The organism is Streptomyces glaucus, assembly GCF_039533365.1.
GTDB lineage: Bacteria > Actinomycetota > Actinomycetes > Streptomycetales > Streptomycetaceae > Streptomyces > Streptomyces glaucus.
The window spans coordinates 21,914-40,596 of the sequence record NZ_BAAATK010000048.1; the positions used below are offsets into that span (position 1 = coordinate 21,914).

22 protein-coding genes and 1 riboswitch are annotated in these 18,683 nt (G+C 73.1%); of the genes, 5 read left to right on the plus strand and 17 right to left on the minus strand.

Translation table 11 applies throughout. The features are described 5' to 3' along the window. Positions 1-72 precede the first annotated feature (72 nt). The 10 genes from ABD363_RS26785 to ABD363_RS26830 form a co-directional block, all read right to left on the minus strand. Positions 73-981 (minus strand): NADP-dependent oxidoreductase, encoded by a 909-nt coding sequence (locus ABD363_RS26785; RefSeq protein ID WP_425578029.1) that lies wholly within the window; start codon positions 979-981, stop codon positions 73-75. Positions 982-1,191: 210 nt separating this feature from the next. Next, positions 1,192-1,614 carry a hypothetical protein gene (locus tag ABD363_RS26790; protein ID WP_344608005.1) on the minus strand — a complete coding sequence of 141 codons (423 nt, stop codon included), beginning with the start codon at positions 1,612-1,614 and terminating at the stop codon, positions 1,192-1,194. A gap of 210 nt (positions 1,615-1,824) precedes the next feature. Next, positions 1,825-1,995: a hypothetical protein gene (locus ABD363_RS26795; protein WP_344608007.1), complete on the minus strand. Its 171-nt coding sequence runs from the start codon at positions 1,993-1,995 to the stop codon at positions 1,825-1,827. A 557-nt stretch (positions 1,996-2,552) separates the two neighbouring features. Beyond that, complete coding sequence (locus tag ABD363_RS26800; protein WP_344608009.1) at positions 2,553-3,926, minus strand: NtaA/DmoA family FMN-dependent monooxygenase; 1,374 nt, start codon at positions 3,924-3,926, stop codon at positions 2,553-2,555. 21 nt (positions 3,927-3,947) lie between these two features. Beyond that, the gene (locus tag ABD363_RS26805) at positions 3,948-5,150 is read right to left on the minus strand and encodes an LLM class flavin-dependent oxidoreductase (protein WP_344608011.1); all 1,203 of its coding nucleotides are present in this window, start codon (positions 5,148-5,150) and stop codon (positions 3,948-3,950) included. A 135-nt stretch (positions 5,151-5,285) separates the two neighbouring features. Beyond that, positions 5,286-5,429, minus strand: a complete 144-nt coding sequence (locus ABD363_RS26810) for a putative leader peptide (RefSeq protein WP_344608013.1) — start codon at positions 5,427-5,429, stop codon at positions 5,286-5,288. Between the two features lie 325 nt (positions 5,430-5,754). Continuing rightward, complete coding sequence (locus ABD363_RS26815) at positions 5,755-6,777, minus strand: ABC transporter substrate-binding protein (protein ID WP_344608015.1); 1,023 nt, start codon at positions 6,775-6,777, stop codon at positions 5,755-5,757. Between the two features lie 71 nt (positions 6,778-6,848). Then, positions 6,849-7,634, minus strand: coding sequence for an amino acid ABC transporter ATP-binding protein (locus ABD363_RS26820; protein ID WP_344608017.1), 786 nt, complete (start codon positions 7,632-7,634; stop codon positions 6,849-6,851). Next, positions 7,631-8,611, minus strand: coding sequence for an amino acid ABC transporter permease (locus ABD363_RS26825; RefSeq protein WP_344608019.1), 981 nt, complete (start codon positions 8,609-8,611; stop codon positions 7,631-7,633). The genes ABD363_RS26820 and ABD363_RS26825 overlap by 4 nt, the downstream gene beginning before the upstream one ends. Before the next feature lie 170 nt (positions 8,612-8,781). Continuing rightward, entirely contained in the window at positions 8,782-8,931 is a 150-nt protein-coding gene (locus ABD363_RS26830; RefSeq protein ID WP_344608021.1) for a hypothetical protein, read from the minus strand. A gap of 29 nt (positions 8,932-8,960) precedes the next feature. Continuing rightward, positions 8,961-9,069: riboswitch (SAM riboswitch) on the minus strand. A 357-nt stretch (positions 9,070-9,426) separates the two neighbouring features. On the opposite strand from ABD363_RS26830, the gene ABD363_RS26835 reads away from it, so the two are divergent. Next, positions 9,427-10,086, plus strand: coding sequence for a YceI family protein (locus ABD363_RS26835; RefSeq protein WP_344608023.1), 660 nt, complete (start codon positions 9,427-9,429; stop codon positions 10,084-10,086). Between the two features lie 4 nt (positions 10,087-10,090). Here ABD363_RS26835 and ABD363_RS26840 read toward each other — a convergent pair whose 3' ends face one another. The 6 genes from ABD363_RS26840 to ABD363_RS26865 all read right to left on the minus strand — a co-directional run bounded on the left by ABD363_RS26840 (position 10,091) and on the right by ABD363_RS26865 (position 13,991). Next, a complete protein-coding gene (locus ABD363_RS26840) occupies positions 10,091-10,831 on the minus strand; it encodes a class I SAM-dependent DNA methyltransferase (RefSeq protein WP_344608025.1) in 741 nt (246 codons plus the stop codon). Positions 10,832-10,894: 63 nt separating this feature from the next. Further along, positions 10,895-11,068 carry a hypothetical protein gene (locus ABD363_RS26845; RefSeq protein ID WP_344608027.1) on the minus strand — a complete coding sequence of 58 codons (174 nt, stop codon included), beginning with the start codon at positions 11,066-11,068 and terminating at the stop codon, positions 10,895-10,897. 282 nt (positions 11,069-11,350) lie between these two features. Beyond that, positions 11,351-12,421, minus strand: coding sequence for a GlxA family transcriptional regulator (locus tag ABD363_RS26850; protein WP_344608029.1), 1,071 nt, complete (start codon positions 12,419-12,421; stop codon positions 11,351-11,353). Next, a complete protein-coding gene (locus ABD363_RS26855; protein ID WP_344608031.1) occupies positions 12,418-13,059 on the minus strand; it encodes an HD domain-containing protein in 642 nt (213 codons plus the stop codon). The genes ABD363_RS26850 and ABD363_RS26855 overlap by 4 nt, the downstream gene beginning before the upstream one ends. Positions 13,060-13,275: 216 nt before the next feature. Continuing rightward, entirely contained in the window at positions 13,276-13,497 is a 222-nt protein-coding gene (locus tag ABD363_RS26860; RefSeq protein ID WP_344608033.1) for a helix-turn-helix domain-containing protein, read from the minus strand. Beyond that, positions 13,497-13,991: a DUF2975 domain-containing protein gene (locus tag ABD363_RS26865; RefSeq protein WP_344608035.1), complete on the minus strand. Its 495-nt coding sequence runs from the start codon at positions 13,989-13,991 to the stop codon at positions 13,497-13,499. Before ABD363_RS26865 ends, ABD363_RS26860 begins: the two co-directional genes overlap by 1 nt. Before the next feature lie 238 nt (positions 13,992-14,229). Between ABD363_RS26865 and ABD363_RS26870 the strand changes: the two genes are divergently transcribed. The 4 genes from ABD363_RS26870 to ABD363_RS26885 all read left to right on the plus strand — a co-directional run bounded on the left by ABD363_RS26870 (position 14,230) and on the right by ABD363_RS26885 (position 16,844). Continuing rightward, positions 14,230-15,429, plus strand: coding sequence for a hypothetical protein (locus tag ABD363_RS26870; RefSeq protein WP_344608037.1), 1,200 nt, complete (start codon positions 14,230-14,232; stop codon positions 15,427-15,429). A gap of 11 nt (positions 15,430-15,440) precedes the next feature. Then, positions 15,441-16,031, plus strand: a complete 591-nt coding sequence (locus tag ABD363_RS26875; protein ID WP_344608039.1) for a hemerythrin domain-containing protein — start codon at positions 15,441-15,443, stop codon at positions 16,029-16,031. A 246-nt stretch (positions 16,032-16,277) separates the two neighbouring features. After that, positions 16,278-16,415: a hypothetical protein gene (locus tag ABD363_RS26880; RefSeq protein ID WP_344608041.1), complete on the plus strand. Its 138-nt coding sequence runs from the start codon at positions 16,278-16,280 to the stop codon at positions 16,413-16,415. A 99-nt stretch (positions 16,416-16,514) separates the two neighbouring features. Then, positions 16,515-16,844 (plus strand): antibiotic biosynthesis monooxygenase family protein, encoded by a 330-nt coding sequence (locus tag ABD363_RS26885; protein ID WP_344608043.1) that lies wholly within the window; start codon positions 16,515-16,517, stop codon positions 16,842-16,844. A gap of 127 nt (positions 16,845-16,971) precedes the next feature. On the opposite strand, the gene ABD363_RS26890 is transcribed toward ABD363_RS26885, so the two are convergent. Next, complete coding sequence (locus ABD363_RS26890; protein WP_344608057.1) at positions 16,972-18,378, minus strand: cytochrome P450; 1,407 nt, start codon at positions 18,376-18,378, stop codon at positions 16,972-16,974. Positions 18,379-18,683 lie beyond the last annotated feature (305 nt).

Genomic DNA, 18,683 nt, shown 5'->3' on the forward strand with positions numbered 1-18,683 from the left:
CGGCGAGCCCCCGGGCGCCCACCCCTGCGCCCGGGCCGCGCCGACCGGGCCGGGCGTCCCGGCGGTCGTCCGTCAGCCGACCCGGAGAACGATCTTCCCGCGGGTGTGACCGCTCCGGCTGAGCCGCCAGGCCTGCGCGGCCTCGGCGAGGGGAAGCACCCGGTCGACCGGCACCGTCAGCTTCCCCTCGTCGGCCATCGACGCGAGGAAGGCCAGGTCGGCGCTGTCGGGGCGCACCCACACGTAGCGGCCGCCCTTCGACGGCACCTCGGGGTCGACGATGGAGGCCAGCCGCCGCGGATCGTCGAGCAGGGCGAGCGAGAGGCCGACGGCCTCGCCGCCGACGAAGTCGAGAGCGGCGTCGACACCTTCCGGCGCCAGCTCCCGCACCCGGTCGGCGAGCCCCGGCCCGTAGGCCACGGGTTCGGCGCCCAGTTCCCTGAGGAAGGAGTGGTTGCGCTCGCTCGCCGTTCCGATGACCCTGGCGCCGAGCGCCGCGGCGATCTGCACGCCGAGGGACCCGACCCCGCCGGCCGCGGCGTGCACCAGTACGGTGTCGCCCGCCGTCACGCCGACGCGCCGGGCGGCCTGGTAGGCGGTCAGGCCGGCCAGCGGCAGGCCGGCGGCCTGCTCCCAGCTCAGGGAGGCGGGCTTGCGGGCGAGCATCCGCACGTGAGCGGAGACGAACTCGGCGTACGCGCCCAGCTGGACCTGGTCCTTGCGGATGTAGCCGAACACCTCGTCGCCGACGGCGAACTCCTCCACGTCGAACCCGACGCGTTCGACGACTCCGGCCACGTCCCAGCCGGGGATCAGCGGGAAGCGCACCTCCATGAGCGGGTCGAGGCCACCCTCCGCCAGCTTCCAGTCCACGGGGTTCACCCCGGCGGCCATCACCCGCACCAGGACCTCGCCCGGGGCGACCTTCGGTTCGGGATGCTCGGCGAGCCGCAGGGCGTCCGCCGAGCCGTACTGACTCATCATCACAGCTTGCACACGGAGACAATAACAAATCGTCCATACCCGCGCACACAAAAGCCAGCGTATGCAATTAATTGGTTCCGCGAGGGACTGCTCCTCCGGGGCGCCGGCCGTCCGCCCCCGCCGGGACGCGACGCGCGGCCGATCGCCCCCGCGATGTTCGCGGAACTCCCCGGGCTCCGCGAAGACGGACGCGTGGTGCCCGGCCGCTCAGTGCGGTCCGGCCGCCTTCCGCGCCTCCCGCTCGTCGGCGATCCGGTCCAACTCGCGCATCGCTTCGGCGTGGGCGCTCATCCGCCTGCTCAGACTGCCGCTCGTGAAGAGGGCCACGCCCACGACCGAGACCGGCACGGACAGTCCGAGCACGGCCAGGGCCTCGGGCCAGTCACGTTCGTTCTGGCAGTGATCCCCCGCCTGCAGGCCCTCGTTGGCCGTCCCGCGCTCCGTCAGCAGCCGCGACTCGCACTGCTCGGGGTAGGGGTCGTCGGGCTCCTCCTCGACTTCGTACGGCGTGAGGAGCAGCACCGCACACCACGCCCACAGCACCCCGGCCAGCCCCAGCAGTCCCATGCCCCAGGCTCGTGTCCGGCCGGCCCGGTCACGGAATCGGAGGTCGTACTCACGTGATCGCATGGCGGGTGAATCTAGCAGGGCCCGTCGCCCCTCATGGCCCGCGCTGCGGGGGTGACCTGCGGATTCCGGCCGCGTGGACCGCTCGCCCCGGCCCGTCCGGTCCGGTCCGGGGCGCCTCCCGTACCGGGCTCAGGGCCCGGCCCGCCGGGAGCACGCGCCCGGCGCCGCCGGGTCCCGCGGCGCGGGGCCGGTGCCCGGACCGGCGGCGCCTCAGTGGCGCACCGCGCCGCTCATGGCCGCTCGCAGCCGCTGGTGGCGGTCGAGGTCCTGCCAGGTGTCGCGGTCGGGCGGGCCGGGGTTGCGGCGGCCCGCGCTCCAGGCCCAGACGCTGGTGGCGATGCCGGTGGACAGCGGGACGAGCAGCCACAGCAGGGCGCTCACGATCGGACCTCCTTCGTCGTCGCTGACGTGCTCGTGCCGGCAGGGGACCGCCCTCGGACCGCGGGCCGCTCGTACCCGGCCGCGGGGCCGGTCCGCGTGCCGGGCGGGCCGAACCGGCCGCGGGGTGCGCGGCCGTCGCACCGGGCATCCGCCGGGAGGAGGGCGACGGCGTGCGTGAGGTGATGCGCGGGGCCGCCGGGATCACCTCCGCCGCGCCGGTCCGCGCAGACGTGCCTCTCCCCTCCCGCGCTCCGTGGACGGCCGGGTGCGGCCCGTCGGCCGGGGTCCCCGCTCTTTCCTATAACGGACCGCAGGACTCTTGACAAGTTCAGGCTGGGTGAAATTGACACCCAGCCGCTCAATTTAGCTGCGGACATCCCTTCCGCGCGGGTGGTGGGCTCACCGCCGGGTGCGGGCGGGGCTGTCCGCCCCGTCGGCGTGTCCGTCGGCGCCCGGACGCCTCGCCGGGCGCGCCCGGTCCCCGGCGGCGGAGACGGGCGTGCCCGGCCGGGCGGAGGCGGAGACGGGCGTGCCCGGCCGGGTGGGGGCGGGGAACCTCACGACGCCGCCCGCACCTCGCGCACGGCGTCCGGGTGGGCGAGTCCGAGGTGGTCGCGCAGGGTCGGGCCCTGGTACTCCGTGCGGAAGACGCCCCGTTCCTGCAGGAGCGGGACGACCGTGTCGGCGAACACGTCGAGGCCGCCGGGGGTGATGTGCGGGACGAGGATGAAGCCGTCGGCGGCGTCGGCCTGGACGAAGTCGTCGATGGTCCGGGCCACGGTGGCCGGGGAGCCGACGAAGGTCTGGCGGTTGCCGGTGTGGATGACCAGGTCGCGGATCGACCAGTTGCGGGCGGCGGCCAGTTCGCGCCACTCGCGGGCGGTGGCCAGCGGGTCGCGGTACATGCGCACCTGGGCGCGGCCGCGCGCGATGTGGTGCTCGCCGACGTCCGGGTCGATGTCGGGCAGCGGCCCGTCCGGGTCGTAGGCCGACAGGTCGCGGTTCCAGACGAACTCCAGGTGCCGGATCGCGGTGGCGCCGCTGACCTGCTGCCGGCGCACCTCGCGGGCCAGTTCCTCGGCCTCGGCGTCGGTGTCGGCGAGCACGAAGGTGGCGGCGGGCAGGATCAGCAGGTCCTCGCGGCGGCGGCCGTACCTGGCCAGGCGGTTCTTGACGTCCTCGTAGAAGGCTCGGCCCTCCTCGAGCGTGGCGTACCGGCTGAAGATCGCGTCGGCGTCGGCGGCGGCGAACTCGCGGCCCTCGTCGGAGTCGCCCGCCTGGAAGATCACGGGGCGGCCCTGGGGGCTGCGGGGGACGTTGAACCGGCCGTGGATGTCGAAGTGCTTCCCCCGGTGCACGAAGGCCCCGGCCCGCGCGTCCCGCAGGAAGGTGCCGGTGGCCTGGTCGGCGACGATCTCGTCACCGCGCCAGGAGTCGAACAGCTCGTTCGCGGTGGCCAGGAACTCCTTCGCCCGGGAGTAGCGCTCCTCCTGCGGCAGGAAGCCGCCGCGGCGGAAGTTCTCGCCGGTGAAGGCGTCCCAGGAGGTGACGACGTTCCACGCGGACCGGCCGCCGGAGAGGTGGTCGAGGCTGGCGAACTGGCGGGCCACCTCGTACGGCTCGTTGAAGGTGGAGTTGATGGTGCCGGTCAGGCCGAGGTGTTCGGTGACGGCGGCGAGCGCGGCGAGCACGGTGAAGGTGTCGGGGCGGCCGACGACGTCCAGGTCGTAGATCTTCCCGGCGTGCTCGCGCAGGCGCAGGCCCTCGGCGAGGAACAGGAAGTCGAACCTGGCGCGTTCGGCGGTCCGCGCGAAGTGGGCGAAGGAGCTGAACTCGATGTGGCTGCCGGCGGCCGGGTCGCTCCAGACGGTGGTGTTGTTGACGCCGGGGAAGTGGGCGGCCAGGTGGATCTGCTTCAGCGGCTTGCTCATGGTCGGGGTGTCCCCTCCTGGTCAGGCGGCGGCGTAGCGGTTGGCGGGGCGGGGCAGGCCCAGCAGGCCGCGCAGGGTGCCGGCCTCGTAGGCGCGGCGGAAGACGCCGCGGCGCTGGAGTTCGGGGACCAGGCCCCGGGTGACGGCCGGCAGGTCGTGGCCGAGGACGGCGGGGCGCAGCCGGAACCCGGTCAGGCCGGCCGCCTGGAACTCCTGGAGGAGATCGGCCAGTTGGGCGGGGGTACCGGTGAAGACGCGGGCGTCGCCGGTGTACGGGGCGCCCGCGAGGTCGTCGAGGCGGTCCCGGCGGGCGGCGGCCTCGGCGGGGTCGTCGTCGAGGAAGACGACCAGGTCGGCGAAGACGTGCAGCGGCCGGCCGGCGCGGCCGGCGGCCTCCTGCTCCGCCCGGATCTCCGCGACGATCGCGCGGGCCTGGCCGGGGTCGTGCGGGGTGACGTAGCCGACGTCGGCCGCGCGGGCCACCAGGCGGTACGGGATCGTGTCGTGGGCGAGGGCGGTGACGAGCGGCTGGCCCTGCGGCGGGCGGGGCGTGATCGAGGGTCCCTTGACGCTGAAGAACCTGCCCTCGAAGTCGATGTAGTGCAGCTTGTCCCGGTCGATGAAGCGGCCGGTGGCCACGTCCCGGATCTCCGCGTCGTCCTCCCAGCTGTCCCAGAGCCGGCGGACGACCTCCACGTAGTCGGCGGCCTCGTCGAACAGGTCGCTCACCACCTCCCGGGCCGCCGGGCTGTCGTACGCCTCGATGCGGGGGACGGTGCGGCGGCCGAAGTGCGCGGCCTCGCCGGGGCGGGCGGTGATCTGCACCCGCAGACCGGCGCGGCCGGTGCTGACGTAATCGAGGGTGGCGATCGCCTTGGAGAGGTGGAACGGCTCGGTGTGCGTGGCGATCACGGTGGGCACCAGGCCGATGTGCCGGGTCAGGGGCGCGACACGGGAGGCGGTCAGGACGGCGTCCAGGCGGCCGCGGACCTGGTCGGTGCGGTCGTCCGGGTCGAGGAAGTGCGAGGACTGCGGGCCGAGGGCGTCCTCGAAGGTCACGAAGTCGATCAGGCCGCGCTCGGCCTCGGCGACCAGGTCGGCCCAGTACCCGGCGGTGAACAGGTCCGCGGGCCGGGCCACCGGTTCGCGCCAGGAGGCGGGATGCCAGCCGGTGCCGTCCAGGGCGACGGCGAGGTGCAGGGGGGATGCGGGAGTCGAGGACACGAGGGTGCCTTCCTGGAGGTCCGTACGGGATCGCCGGCCCGGGCACGGCACGGGCGCACGGCGCGGGAGCGGCGGATCAGGAGCGACGTCCGGGCGGCGCCGGGGACGGGCGTCGGGGACGGTGGCGAAGCGGCGTCAGGAGCAACAGAGCGCGCCGGCCGTGCGCAGCAGGTCGATGTGCGGCCGGGAGTGGAGGCGGACGACGTGCGGCACACGGGTCACGTCCCTCGACCTCCTGGGCTCGGCGGGCGGCGCCTCGCGGATCTCGTCATGAGTCACAACGCCCGTGCCCCGGCGGATGTTCCCGGGCCGCGGAGTCCGCGGACGGCGGAGCGGCGGCGCGGGAGGGAACCGATCGGCTCGTGCCGGCGGATGGCCGCCGGGGCGGCGGGGGCGTGGCCGTCCGCCGGGCGCCGGGCGGCCACGCCGACGCGTTCGGCGAGGAGGGCGCGGGGCCCCGCCGCCCGGGCGGCGCCGGCGAAGGGGTGCGGTGCGGGCGCGGGCGGGGGTCCGCCGCCTCGGACGCCGGTCGGACGGGCCACGGAAGCGGAGTCCTTTCTTCTGCGGTGTGCGGGAAGGGGGGACGTTTCGAGGTGACGGATCGTCAGGAGTTGGTCAGCGGCAGTCCGGGCGGGTTCACCCGGGACTCGTCGACGGCTTCCGCGGAGAGGTTCCAGGCGGCGAGCCACTTGGCGTACTGGCCGTTCTCGATCAGGTGGTTGATGGCGTCGGCGAGGGGTCCGGCGAGGCCGCTGTCCTTCCTGGCGGTCGCGGCGATCAGGCCCTGGAGCGTCTCCCCGGCGCCGGAGAACCGCCCGGCGACACGGGTCGCCTGAGGGGTGCCGGCGGTCTTCGCGGCGTGGTAGGCGATGCTCGGGTTGGGGCCGAAGTAGGCGTCGATCTTGCCGCTGTTCAGCGCCAGGTACGTGCTGTTGCTGTCCTGGAAGTACTTGACGGTGAGCGTCTTGCCCTCCTCGGCCAGCTTCTCCTTCCACTCCAGCAGGATCTTCTCCTGGTTGGTGCCGCTGCCGACGGAGACCGTCCTGCCGGCGAGGTTGCGGTGGTCGCCGCCGAACTCCCAGGAGTCGTCCTTCTTCACCTCGAAGGCGAGGTCGTCCTTGCGGTAGGAGGCGAACTCGTACTTCCTCTTGCGCTCCTCGGTGACGGTGATGTTGGAGAAGCCGACGTCGGTCTTTCCGCTGTCGATGCCGAGGAACAGGTTCTCCCAGGTCGACCGGCGCACCTCGGGCTTCAGGCCGAGGACGGCGGCCACCAGCCGGCCGAGGTCGACCTCGGCCCCCGTGAGCGTCTTCTGGTCGCTTCCCACGAAGCCGAGCGGCGGGTTGTCGGACGGCAGCGTGCCGGATCCGATCACCAGCTTGCCGCTCCTCCTGACGGCGTCGGGCAGCCGGTCGCTGATGGACTTCACCTCCTGGACCTTCAGGGTGGTCTGCCGGGCCGCGCCGTTGGACAGCCGGCCCACGGTGACCGTGCCGGCGGCGTCGGTCGTCGTGGTGGCGGCGTCGCTGTCGCCGCCGCAGGCGGCGAGGCCGGTGGTGAGGACGGCGGCGGCTGTCGCCGCGGTGATGCCGCGCAGCAGGGCGCGTCGGGGAATCCGGGTGGGCATGGCTGTCCTTGTCGTTCGCGGCGGGTGTCGGAGGTGGCGTGGGGGGCGGTGGGGCCCGGCGCCGGGCGGGGTCAGAGCACCTTGCTCAGGAAGGCCCTGGTCCGCTCGTGCCGGGGGGCGTCGAGGACGTCGGCGGGCGGTCCCTGCTCGACGATGCGGCCGCCGTCGAGGAAGACGACGCGGTCGGCGACCCTGCGGGCGAAGCCGATCTCGTGGGTGACGACGACGAGCGTGGTGCCGCTGGTCGCCAGGTCCTCGATGACGGCGAGGACCTCGCCGACGAGTTCGGGGTCGAGGGCGGAGGTGGGTTCGTCGAAGAGGATGACGCCGGGGCGCAGGGCGAGGGCGCGGGCGATGGCGACGCGCTGCTGCTGGCCGCCGGACAGCTGCCGTGGGTAGGCGCCGGCCTTGTCGGTGAGGCCGACCCGGGCCAGCAGTTCGCGGGCCAGTTCCTGCGCGTCGGTCCGGCGCAGCCTGCCGGTCGCCACGGGGGCGGCGGCCACGTTGTCCAGCACGGTCAGGTGCGGGAAGAGGTGGAAGTTCTGGAAGACGAACCCGATGCGGCTGCGCTGGGCCAGGATGGCCCGCTCGCTCAGCTCCTTCAGCCGGCCGCCGTCGCGGCGTACGCCGATCGGCTCGCCGTTGACGCTGACGTAGCCGATCTCGGGTTTCTCCAGGTGGTTGACGACCCGCAGCAGGGTGGACTTGCCGGAGCCGGACGGGCCGAGGACCGCGGTGACCTCGCCGGGCCGCACGGTCAGGTCCACGCCGTTGAGCACCCGGTGGGCGCCGTACCACTTGTGCACGCCGTGCACCTCGACGGCGGCGGGACGTACGCCGGGGGACGCGGTGCTCATACGGCGGCCTCCTCGCGCATGCGGTCCCGCAGATCGCGCAGACCGGCGCGGAACTTCTGCAGCGGGGTCGGCGGCAGGGTGCGGGTGGCGCCCCGGGCGTAGTACCGCTCGACGTAGAACTGGACGACGGAGACGAGGCTCGTGAGGATCAGGTACCAGACGGTGACGACCAGCAGCAGGGGCACGATGTCACCGGGGTGGGTGGAGCCCATGCTCTGCGCGGTGCCGAACAGGTCGAGCAGCGACACGTAGAACACCAGGGACGTGCTCTTGACCAGGCCGATGAGCTGGTTGACGTAGTTCGGGGTGATGGAGCGCAGCGCCTGCGGGAAGACGATCCTGCGGAACTGGTAGCCCTTCGGCAGGCCGAGGGCCGCCGCCGCCTCGTGCTGGCCCTGGTCGACGGAGAGGATGCCGCCGCGGACGACCTCGGCCGCGTACGCCGCCTCGTTGAGGCTGAGGCCGACGACGGCGACGACCATGTCGGTGGCCAGGCGGGACTCGTCGAAGGTGAAGAAGGCCGGCCCGAAGGGGACGCCCACGCTCAGCGTCTTGTACAGGGCGCTGAAGTTGTAGAGGAAGAGCAGGACCACGATGAGCGGGACCGAGCGCAGCGCCCAGACGTAGGTCCAGCTGACCGCGCGCAGCACCGGGCTCCCGGAGAGCCGGGCGAGCGCGAGCAGGATGCCGCCGAGCAGGCCCAGTACGGCGCTGTAGGCGGCCACTTCGAGGGTGACGAGCAGTCCGTCGAGGATGACCGGCCGCAGGAACCAGTAGCCGAAGCGGTCCCACTGGTAGAACGGGTTGGTGACCAGGCCGTGGACGAACTGGGCGACCAGGACCAGTACCACGGCGGTGACGATCCAGCGGCCGGGCCGGCGCAGCGGCTGGACCCGCTGCGCGGTGGGTTTTTCCGGCGGGGTGGGGGCGGGCGACGCCTCGGCGAACGGGACGACGCCGCCTGGGAGTTCACTCATGAGGGCTCCGGCGGGGTCGGACACCCCGGCGGGCCGCGGCGGGCCGGTGCGGCTACGACGGCTGGGGAACGGCGCGACGCGGCGCACCGGGACGCACGGTCACCGGGGGCTGGACGGGCGGCGCGCACCGGTCGGACGGTGTGCGCCGGGGACGCGGGGGGTGAAGGGAGTCAGCCCCGACAACGGGCACGGCCCGGTGCGGTACACAGCGCGCTGTTGACGCGGAGCAGATCGACGGCGCGGTCGGCGACGAGGATGCCGGCGTGCGGCAGCGCGCGGCTCTGCGGGCGGCGCACGGCCGTCCGGGGAGTCGCGTCCATGTCGTCACTCGCTTTTCCGGCCCTCGGGGCCCTCGCGCTCGCCGCAACGTCAGCGGCCCGGCCGTCACCTGGGGCGCCCCACCGCGGCGCGGGGGCCGCCGGCCGGCAAGCCAGGGTCTGTCGCTGACGCCCATGACCGTTCTGGCCCGTAATTAAGGCAGTCGCCCGGCCGGATGTCAACGGCTGCTCAGGGGCTGGAACGGCCGGACGTGCTCCGGGCCGTGCCGGCCGTCCGGCGGCGCCGCCGGACGGAATACCCGGCCCGCCGCCGTGGCGATATACCGAAAGGAAAAACTCATGGCCTTTGGGGTGGTTGGCTTCGCAGGTCCGCCTTGGGGCGAATCGATTTCACCGCCCCCCGGCCGAAGTTCTGTGAATTTTCTGTGATCGTCCGGCGTGCGAAAGCCATTGTTGCGGCGTCCGGTACGGCCCGGAAGGATTCGGCTCCCGGCGAGGACTTGCGGCACTATCTTCTGTGCAGTACCTAGATGAATCATGAACTTGTTCAACCGCGGTGCGTCACTCCGCCGCCAGGCACCGCCCGCCGCCCCGCCGTTCGCCGAGGGTCCGCCCGCGTCCGCCCCGGCCGTCGTGCCGGATCCCGCCCTGGCGGCGCTGACCGGGGAGTGGGTCGTCGACCCCGCGCACAGCCGGATCGGCTTCTCCGTCCGGCACGCCATGGTCACCACGGTGCGCGGCGCCTTCACCGAGTACCAAAGCCGCCTGTACTTCGACGGCCGGGACCCGGCCCGCTCCGAGGCGGAGATCGTGGTGTCCACCGCCAGCGTGGACACCGGTGTGCAGCAGCGCGACGCCCATCTGGTCGGCCGTGACTTCCTGGATTCCAGGACCTACCCGCACATGCGTTTCGCCAGCACCGCCGTGCAGATCGCGGGTCCCGACGTCTATCGCATGACCGGCGACCTCACCATCAAGAACACGACCCGCCCCGTCGTTCTCGAACTCACCTACATAGGGCATGTCACCGACCCGTTCGGCTATGAGCGGGTCGGTTTCGACGGCACCACCACCATCAACCGCTCCGAGTGGGGGCTGGTCTACAACTCCCGGCTCGCCGAGGGAGGCGCCATGGTGAGTGAGAAGGTGCGGCTCCAGCTCGACATCGCCGCGATCCGCACCGCTCCCGCCGTCTGAGCGGTCAGGCGGCGGGTTTCTCCCAGACCGAGACGTGCCGGCCGCTGTCGCCGGTGAACGGCGCCCGGGTCCAGCTCTCCCAGCGGTCCCGCAGCCGCAGTCCGGCGAGCCGGGCCATCAGGTCCAGCTCGGAGGGCCACACGTACCGGAACGGAATCGACCGGTACTCGGCGCGCCCGTCGACGATCGTGACGTAGTGCGAGCTCATCGCCTGAGTGGCGGTGTCGTACGTGTCGAACGCCCAGCGCGTGGGGCTGATGTGGAACGGCACCGCGTTCTGTCCCGGCGGCAGGCGGCGCAGGTCCGGCACCCCCGCCTCGACCACGAAGCAGCCGCCGGGCCGGAGGTGGTCCGCCGCGTTGCGGAAGCAGGCCACCTGGGCGTCCTGGGTCGTCAGGTTGTTGATCGTGTTGAAGACGAGGCAGACCACCGCGAACGCGCCGTCCACCCGTGTGGTCGCGAAGTCGCCGATCGTCGTGCCGACGGCTTCGCCGCCTGGCTTGGCGCGCAGCCGGGCCACCATCGCCCGGGACAGGTCGATGCCGTGCACGGGAACGCCGCGGGCGGCCAGCGGCAGCGCGATCCTGCCGGTGCCGACGCCGAATTCGAGCGCGCGGCCGTCGCCGGCGAGACCGGCCAGCATGTCGACCGCCGGATCCACCACGTCCGGGCGGAACATGTCCGCCGCCGACTCGTCGTAGGCGGCCGCGACGTTCTCTCCGAAGTGACCGTCGTCATGGGGCATTCCGGGACGGTACCGCCCGCGGTCCCGCGGGAGCACGCGGATTTTCCCGGCCCGGCGCTCCCGTCACCTGCGGCCGCGGACCGGCCGGCCGCTGCCGATGCCCGCGACGTGCAGGGCCAGCAGGGTCAGGCCGACGAGCATGAAGTTGGTCGAGGTGAAGGTGTCGTTGGTGGCGATGTCGGCGGCGTTGATCAGGAAGGCGATGAAGAACAGGACCGCCGAGACGATGGCAAGCATGGTGTCCGCCCCCTTGGATCGGGTGAGTTCGGTGTCGTGCTGTGCGGATGCCCCGGTCCGCCGGCCGAACACCGGGGGCGGGTACGGCGGTGGGCCGCCGCACCCCGGGAAGCGGCCGGACCGGCGCGGCCGGCCGGGTGTGCCGGGATCGCGCGGGCTCCTTCCGGCCCCGGTCCGCGGCGCGCGCGGCGCGGAGGAGCGGATCCCGCCGCACGAGGCCCCGGCGAAAGGGCTGCCCGGGCCGATCGGCGATCCGGGTCCGGCCCCTTTCGGGAGCGGACCTCACCGCACCGGCCGGCCCCCTTCCGGCCGGGCCGGTCCGGTGCTCCTGGAGTTCTTCGCGTCCTCCACCGCCCGGCGCCCCGGCCCGGCCCGGGTGACGGTGGACCGGAACCGGGCCCGGTAGGCGGACGGGGCGACACCGAGACGCTGCTGGAAGACCCGGCGCAGGGTCTCGGAGGAGCCGAATCCGGCCAGCCGGGCCACCTCCTCCAAGGTGCGGGCGCCGCTCTCCAGCAGGGCCTGGGCGGCCTCCGTGCGAACGGCCTCGACGTACTGGCCGGGCGTCATCCCGGTCTCCGCGCGGAACAGGCGGCCCAGGTGGCGGGGGCTCACCCCGGCGCGCCGGGCGAGGGAGGGCAGGTCGTGGCCGGCGGCCGGGTCCGTCACCACCGCGTCCATCACCCGGCGCACCACCGCGCTGTCGGAGCGGTGGGTGACCAGACGCGCGCTGAACTGCGACTGCCCTCCGGGGCGGGCCATGAAGACGACGAGCCGGCGGGCGGTGTCGCGGGCCGTTTCCGGGCCGTGGTCCTCCTCGACCAGGGACAGGGCCAGGTCCACGCCCGCGGTCACGCCGGCCGAGGTGGTGATCGACCCGTCGCGTACGAACAGCGGATCCGCCTCCACCCGCACGCCGGGAAAGGCCCGGGCCAGGTCCGCGGCCAGTTCCCAGTGCGTGGCGGCACGGCGGCCGTCCAGCAGCCCGGCCGCGGCCAGGACGAACGCGCCGGCGCACACGGAGGCCGTGCGCCGGGCGCGCCCGGACAGCTCCGCGGTCAGCGCGGCCAGGCCGGTGTCGGCGACCGCGTGCCGCCAGTCACGGCGTCCCGGGACGATCAGGGTGTCCAGGCATTCGGGCAGGGCCGCGGGGGTGCCCTCGACGCCCAGGCGGACGCCCGACGAGGTACGGACGTCCCGCCCCGTGGGCGACACCAGGCGCACGTCGTAGCGGGCGCCGAAGGAGTTGGCCGTGGTGAGGACCTCGGCCGGGCCGGTGACGTCGAGGAGCTGCACGTCGTCGAAGGCGACGACGGCGACGACGCGGCGGCCCGGCCGCGCGGCGGGCGTCACTCCTTCCACGGGGAGCCCAGGACGGTGTCCACGAAGTCGCCCCGTTCGAAGCCGGGCACGAACCGTGCCAGGACGTCCGCCTTGACGTTGCCGAACGTGGTCTCCGGCTTGGGACGGACGCCTTCGGTGAAGGCGGCGAGGATCCGGCGCTTGAAGTCGGGGCGGGGGTGCAGGGCGACGATCGCGGCCCGGTCGGCCTCCGGGATGTCGTCGTAGCCGATGCCGAGGACGTCGTACTCCACGCCCGCGGTCACCAGGGCGACCTCCGGTTCCATGAACGCGGGGATGCCGGGGGTGGTGTGCAGGGCGATGGCGGTCCAGACGCGGCGGATCCCGTCGGCGGGCACGTCGTGGGCCTGCAGGAAACGCCTGGCCTCCTCGGCGCCGTCCACCTCGAACCTGCGCCCGCTGGCGTGGAACTCCTCGTTCAGCCCGACGTCGTGGAACATCGCGCCGATGTAGAGCAGTTCCGGGTCGAACGCGAGGCCGCGGTTGCGTCCCTGCAGGCTGCCGAAGAAGTACACGCGGCGTGAGTGGTGGTAGATCAGCTCGCTGGTGGTGTCCCGGATGAGTTCCGTGGCCTCACGCGCGAGCGCGGTGTCGGGGATCTGCACCTCTGCGGCACGGGAGCTGGTCATGGCGTCCGCCTTCGGATCGGTGGGAGGGGGCCCGCGGCCCCCGGTGCCTTCCAGCATCGTCGCGCCGGCCGGGAACGGCCATGTCCCTCGCGACAGGTGTCCCACAGATGAGGACATGCCGTCCGCCCGGCAGGCCGCCTCGTCCGGCCTGCCGGGCGGACGGCGTGGGCACGGGGCGCCGCGCGGCCGCCGGTCCGCGGACGCCGGCGACCTGCGTCACCCGTCCGCCGTGTCCCCGGGCTCCCAGCGCAGGAGGTCTCCCGGCTGGCACTCCAGCACCTCGCACAGGGCGGCGAGCGTCGTGAAGCGCACCGCCTTGGCGCGGCCGTTCTTGAGCACGGCCAGGTTGGCCGGCGTGATCCCGACGCGGTCCGCCAGCTCCCCCACGGACATCTTCCGCTTGGCCAGCATCACGTCGATGTCGACCGCGATCGGCATCAGATCACCGCCTCCAGCTCGGTCTCCATCCGGGCCGCCTCGACGTCGCGCGCGACGGCCTGGGCGAGCAGCATCCGCAGCACCAGCACGATGAGCGCGACTCCCAGGAGCGCCACGACCACCCCGCAGACCAGCAGGACGACGCCCGGGGCGACGGCCTCGCCCGGCGCCAGCAGGACCGCGAGCGCGAACACCAGCAGGGCGGCCGCCGTGAACGCGCCGATCACGGTGTGCACGTACCGGAAGGCGGCGTGGGAGAAGACGGTTCCGCGGCGGACCATCGTCACCAGCCGCCACACGCAGACCAGGACGACCTGGGCCGTCACGACGCCCAGGAGGACGACCACGACGTAGGCGGCGGGCGGGTGGGCGAGGTCCTCGGCCCCCTCCAGGTCGGCGGCCAGCAACGGCACCATCACCGTCTGGAGGAACAGCGAGCCGGCGAGCAGCACCGCGAGCACGGCGCGCAGGGCAAGCACGGTCAGTTTTCCCATCGCCTCTCCTTCGATCGAACAGCGATAGGAATCTATCGAAATTCGATAGGAGCGGCAAGGGTGACGCACCCCCGGGGACGCCCCCGGCGGAGTGAGCGCCGTGTGCGGTCCGGCGAGGGAGACACCCCCCGGCGCCGCCGGTGCCGAGGATGGCCGAGGTTCTCCCCCTCGCCGGTGACTGATCTCCCCGTCACGGGGGACCTGCGTACTCACCCTTGACCACCCGGGAGGCACGAAGGTGACATTCAATCCCCTGGAACAACGCGGTATCCCGCTGGACCGTCAGCTCAGGAACTGGCGCGAGCTGAACGTCACCCCCATCGACCCCGACCACTGCGACCCGTACACGCGCTGTCGTGTCATCACCATGAACGGCATCGAGGTCGAAGCGATCCTGTTCAGCCATCAGCTGGCCCGCCACACCGCCGACCCCGACGTCAAGCGTCAACTCGCCGAGGTCCGCTACATCGAGCACCAGCAGCAGAAGACCGTCAACTGGCTGCTGCCCGGCGTCTCGTCGGTGCTGGAGACGACCATCGCCTACGAGCAGGTCGCCGTCGACCTCACCGCCTGGGTCGCCCGGATGGAGCCGGACCCCTACCTCAAGCAGGCGTACCAGTTCGGCGTGCTGGAGGACTTCGACCACCTGTACCGGTACGCCAACCTCTACGAGATGATCGAGCACCGCAAGGCGGACGCGATCGTCGACGGTCTCACGGAGGTCATGCCGGGCCGCCCGACGAAGTTCCACCACCGCCACCCGGCCGACAACGTGCGCGATCCCTACGACAAGACCCGCACCGACCCGCTGTCCAAGCTGCACGCCCTGACGATCATGTCGGCGGAGCAGCAGACCATGAACTTCTACATGAACGTCGGCCCCCAGTACATGGAGCCGATCGCCCGTCAGCTCTACCAGGAGATCGGGCTGATCGAGGAGGAGCACGTCACCCACTACGAGTCGCTGGTCGACCCCGGCGAGACGTGGTGGGAGCAGCTCGTCAACCACGAGTACAACGAGTGCTACCTCTACTACTCCTTCATGGAGCAGGAGAGCGACCCCAAGGTGAAGGCCATCTGGGAACTGCACCTGAACCAGGAGCTGGAGCACCTGCACCTCGCCTGCGACCTGATGCGCCGTCACGACGGCCGGGACCCGGAGTCGGTGCTGGCGCCGCACCTGCCCGACGTGCTGACCTTCGAGCCGAACAAGGCGTACCTGCGGGAGCTGCTCGACACGCAGATCGACCTGACGACGCTCGGCGCCGGCTACGTCCGGGAGGCCCATGAGCGGTTCGAGCGGATGCAGGAGCAGATCCACGGCGGCGAGGAGCCGCCCAGCGAGCGGGTGATGGCGCAGCACGACGAGATGTTCGGGCGCGAGTACCGCCTGGTCACCGAGGGCGAGCACCCCGACCCCAGCCTGCGCGAGAAGTGAGGAGGCCCGCCGTGTCCGAGATCCGCACACCGCAGGCCGGCGACGACGCCGCCCCGGACGACGACGTGGTGGCCCTCCTCATGCGCCAGCACGGGGACATCCGCAACCTCTTCGACGAGGTCGAGGCCGCCGAGGGCGACGCCCGCAAGGAGGCCTTCCGCCGGCTGGTGCGGCTCCTCGCCGTCCACGAGACGGCGGAGGAGGAGGTGGTGCATCCCTACGTCCGCCGCAACGTGACGGGCGGTGAGGAGGTCGTGGCGGCCCGCCTCGCGGAGGAGCGGTCGGCCAAGGAGACGCTGAGCGCTCTGGACGAGATGGACACCGCCGACCCGAAGTTCATGCCGCAGCTGCTGGCGCTGCGGGCCGACGTCCAGGAACACGCCCGGGCGGAGGAACGCTACGAGTTCGTCCACATCCGGCGCGGCACCGACGCCGCGACACTCGCCTCACTGGCCAAGGGCGTGAAGGCGGCCGAGGCCATGGCGCCCACCCGGCCCCACCCCGGCGTGGAGTCCGCCGCGGCCAATGTCGCCCTGGGCCCGGTCGCCGCTCTGATGGACCGCACCCGCGACGCGGTCCGCAAGGCCATGGGCCGCGACTGACCCTGCGCCGCCGCCCCACCGGCGTCCGGCCGCCGGTGGGGCGGGCCCGGCCCCCGCTCCCCCGACGCGCCGGGCCCGCCCCGCCGGCGCACCGCGCGTCACCGGTGCCCTCCGCCGTCGGCGCCCGACGCGTTCACCGCTCCGGTCCGCCGGTGTGACGTGGCTCCTACACGAACTCCGCGCCCGTGCGAAGAATGCCGTGTCCGGCCCGTTTCCGGACAGGACGCACGGGAAGGAAGTCCGCTCATGCCTCAGCACGTACACGTCCGTATCACCCGAGGGCTGGCAGTCACCGAGCACGGTGAGCTCGTGGAGCACTCCCACTGCCGCTGCGGGGCCACCTGGACCAGGACCTACGAGGTCCGGGAGGACGACTCCGAGTAGGCGGCCGGCGGTCGGCGCCCGCCGCCCGGTGCGCCGCGGAGCCGCACGACGCCGGGGCCGCTGTCCGCCCTGTCCGCCGCCGTGCGGCAGGATGGGGCCATGAGCGTAGTGAAGATCAATGTGCTGACCGTCCCCGCCGAGCAGCGGGAGACGCTGGAGAAGCGCTTCGCCTCCCGCGCCCACGCCGTGGAGAACTCCGACGGGTTCGAGTGGTTCGAACTCCTCCGGCCGGTCGAGGGCACCGACACCTATCTGGTCTACACGCGGTGGCGCGACGAGGAGTCCTTCCAGGCCTGGATGGAGGGCCCCATGAAGGCGGCCCATCAGGGCGGCGGCCCGGAGAGCGGCGAGCGTCCCAAGCCGGCCGCGAGCGGGTCCACGCTGTGGTCCTTCGAGGTCGTGCAGCAGGCCGGGCCCGCCGGCGCCTAGCCGGACCGGCCGTGGCGGACCGGCGGCCGGTCCGCCACGGCCCGCCCGCAGCCCGGCGAAGAGGATCCGCGGCCGGCCGGTCCGCCGCTCCCGCCGGCCGCGGCCGTGCGGCGCCGGAGTCCCGCGGTCAGCGGCCGGTGCGGATCAGGCCCGTCAGATAGCGCCACAGCGAGGAGCGCTGCCGGGCGGCCGGGTCCGGCAGCGGCGTCCCGTCCGCCCCCGGCGCCGGGTCGGACGCCGACGGCGGCTGCTCGGGCGCCGCGGCGAGTTCGTACCGCACGGGCAGCGACCGCAGGCCCCGCATGAAGGGCGAGGAACGCCACGGCAGCTGGTCGGCGGGGAGGGCGAGGTCCAGGTGCGAGCACCGCTCGAACAGGCGGCTCACCCCGGCCGCCGCGACCGACAGCGCCAGCTCGCGCGCGGGGCACTGGCGGGGGCCGGCACCCCAGGACAGGTGCGCCCGGGTGCTGATGGCGGTGTTCGGCGCCACGTGGGTGGAGAAGAGCGGGTCGGCGTGTGCGGCGCCGGCGGAGACCCACACCGGGTCGCCCTGCCTGATCAGGTAGTTGCCGAGCGGGGTGTCCTTGGCCGCGAAGCGCGGCACGAAGTTCACCAGCGGCGGCTTCCGCATGACCACCCGGTTCATGGTCTCCCTGACCATCCCGGCGGACAGGCTCGCCCGTACGCCGCCCTCCTCGCCCGAGACGACCTCCACCACGGTGTTGGAGATGAGGATGCCGACGTGGTCGGACGTCATGCCGAGCAGCATGAACAGCTCACGGGCCAGCTCGTCGAGGGAGAGCTCGGGGTGCGCGGCCAGCAGGAACGAGGGGAAGTCGTCCCCCGGCTCCTCCAGTTTCACCGCCGCGAGGTCCGCCAGCGCCGCCAGCAGCCGCTCCAGGGCGGGCTCGGCGTCCGGTCCCGCGTCCAGCACCCGCCACATGTCCATCAGCGCGTCGTCGCCCTGCGAGCCGGGGAAGCCGAGCAGATGGCTGGCCACCATCAGCGGCAGCGGCCGGGAGAACTGCGCGGACAGGTCGGCCACGCCCGTGCTGCCGCCCTGCCCCACCAGGGAGATCAGTTCGTCGGCGTAGGCGGTGACGGCCGTCCTCAGTCGCTTCGCCTGGGGGTGGCGCGGGTCCTGGAACGGTTTGAGGGCCGCGTCCCACGCGGTCCGCAGCCTCCGGTATCCGGGGCCGCCCTGGATGAACACATGGTTGACCTCCAGAGACGGTCCGAGCGGCCAGTCGGCCGGCACGCGGCCCTCCGAGCGGGCCCGCCAGTTCTCCAGCCCCTTGGGCCACCCGTCGTTGTCCTGGAGCACCTCCAGGGCCTCCCGGTAGCCCAGAACCAGCCAGGCGGGGACACCCAGCAGGTCCACCGGCGCGACCGGGCCGTGCCGCTGCCTGAGCCGCTCGTACACCAGCGAGGGGCGTGTCTCGTAGTCCCGGGTCAGGAGCGGTTCCGGAGTCATCTCTTCCAACCGGGTGTCGTCCAGGTCCACGGATCCGCCCTCACTCACCTGGGATTCCATCGTCTTGCTGCCCTCCGACACTCCCCGTACCCGCGCCCCATCAGTCGGTAGCTGGAAACGGAGGGGACCCTACCCCAGGCCGCACACACAAGCGAACGGCGGGTGCCCCCGACTCGCGGCCACGGGCACCGCGGTGTCGTTCCCGGTGGCGCCGGGGGCCGGGGCGTGGCGGGCGGAGCACGTCACCTGGCGTTCCGCGCGCGGAGCACCGGAGGTAACGTCGGCCTGCCCGCACGTTCCCCGCAGCTCCCAGGGCCCCGCGGGATGCGCCGGCAGGGCCGCGGTGACACCGCGCTCCGATGTCG

Excerpts from the sequence above, each read along its gene's own strand:
- ABD363_RS26785 (WP_425578029.1), bottom strand. The coding sequence starts at position 981 with ATGAGTCAGTACGGCTCGGCGGACGCCCTGCGGCTCGCCGAGCATCCC.
- ABD363_RS26790 (WP_344608005.1), bottom strand. The coding sequence starts at position 1,614 with ATGCGATCACGTGAGTACGACCTCCGATTCCGTGACCGGGCCGGCCGG.
- ABD363_RS26800 (WP_344608009.1), bottom strand. The coding sequence starts at position 3,926 with ATGAGCAAGCCGCTGAAGCAGATCCACCTGGCCGCCCACTTCCCCGGC.
- ABD363_RS26815 (WP_344608015.1), bottom strand. The coding sequence starts at position 6,777 with ATGCCCACCCGGATTCCCCGACGCGCCCTGCTGCGCGGCATCACCGCG.
- ABD363_RS26820 (WP_344608017.1), bottom strand. The coding sequence starts at position 7,634 with ATGAGCACCGCGTCCCCCGGCGTACGTCCCGCCGCCGTCGAGGTGCAC.
- ABD363_RS26825 (WP_344608019.1), bottom strand. The coding sequence starts at position 8,611 with ATGAGTGAACTCCCAGGCGGCGTCGTCCCGTTCGCCGAGGCGTCGCCC.
- ABD363_RS26830 (WP_344608021.1), bottom strand. The coding sequence starts at position 8,931 with ATGGACGCGACTCCCCGGACGGCCGTGCGCCGCCCGCAGAGCCGCGCG.
- ABD363_RS26835 (WP_344608023.1), top strand. The coding sequence starts at position 9,427 with ATGAACTTGTTCAACCGCGGTGCGTCACTCCGCCGCCAGGCACCGCCC.
- ABD363_RS26840 (WP_344608025.1), bottom strand. The coding sequence starts at position 10,831 with ATGCCCCATGACGACGGTCACTTCGGAGAGAACGTCGCGGCCGCCTAC.
- ABD363_RS26845 (WP_344608027.1), bottom strand. The coding sequence starts at position 11,068 with ATGCTTGCCATCGTCTCGGCGGTCCTGTTCTTCATCGCCTTCCTGATC.
- ABD363_RS26855 (WP_344608031.1), bottom strand. The coding sequence starts at position 13,059 with ATGACCAGCTCCCGTGCCGCAGAGGTGCAGATCCCCGACACCGCGCTC.
- ABD363_RS26860 (WP_344608033.1), bottom strand. The coding sequence starts at position 13,497 with ATGCCGATCGCGGTCGACATCGACGTGATGCTGGCCAAGCGGAAGATG.
- ABD363_RS26865 (WP_344608035.1), bottom strand. The coding sequence starts at position 13,991 with ATGGGAAAACTGACCGTGCTTGCCCTGCGCGCCGTGCTCGCGGTGCTG.
- ABD363_RS26880 (WP_344608041.1), top strand. The coding sequence starts at position 16,278 with ATGCCTCAGCACGTACACGTCCGTATCACCCGAGGGCTGGCAGTCACC.
- ABD363_RS26885 (WP_344608043.1), top strand. The coding sequence starts at position 16,515 with ATGAGCGTAGTGAAGATCAATGTGCTGACCGTCCCCGCCGAGCAGCGG.
- ABD363_RS26890 (WP_344608057.1), bottom strand. The coding sequence starts at position 18,378 with ATGGAATCCCAGGTGAGTGAGGGCGGATCCGTGGACCTGGACGACACC.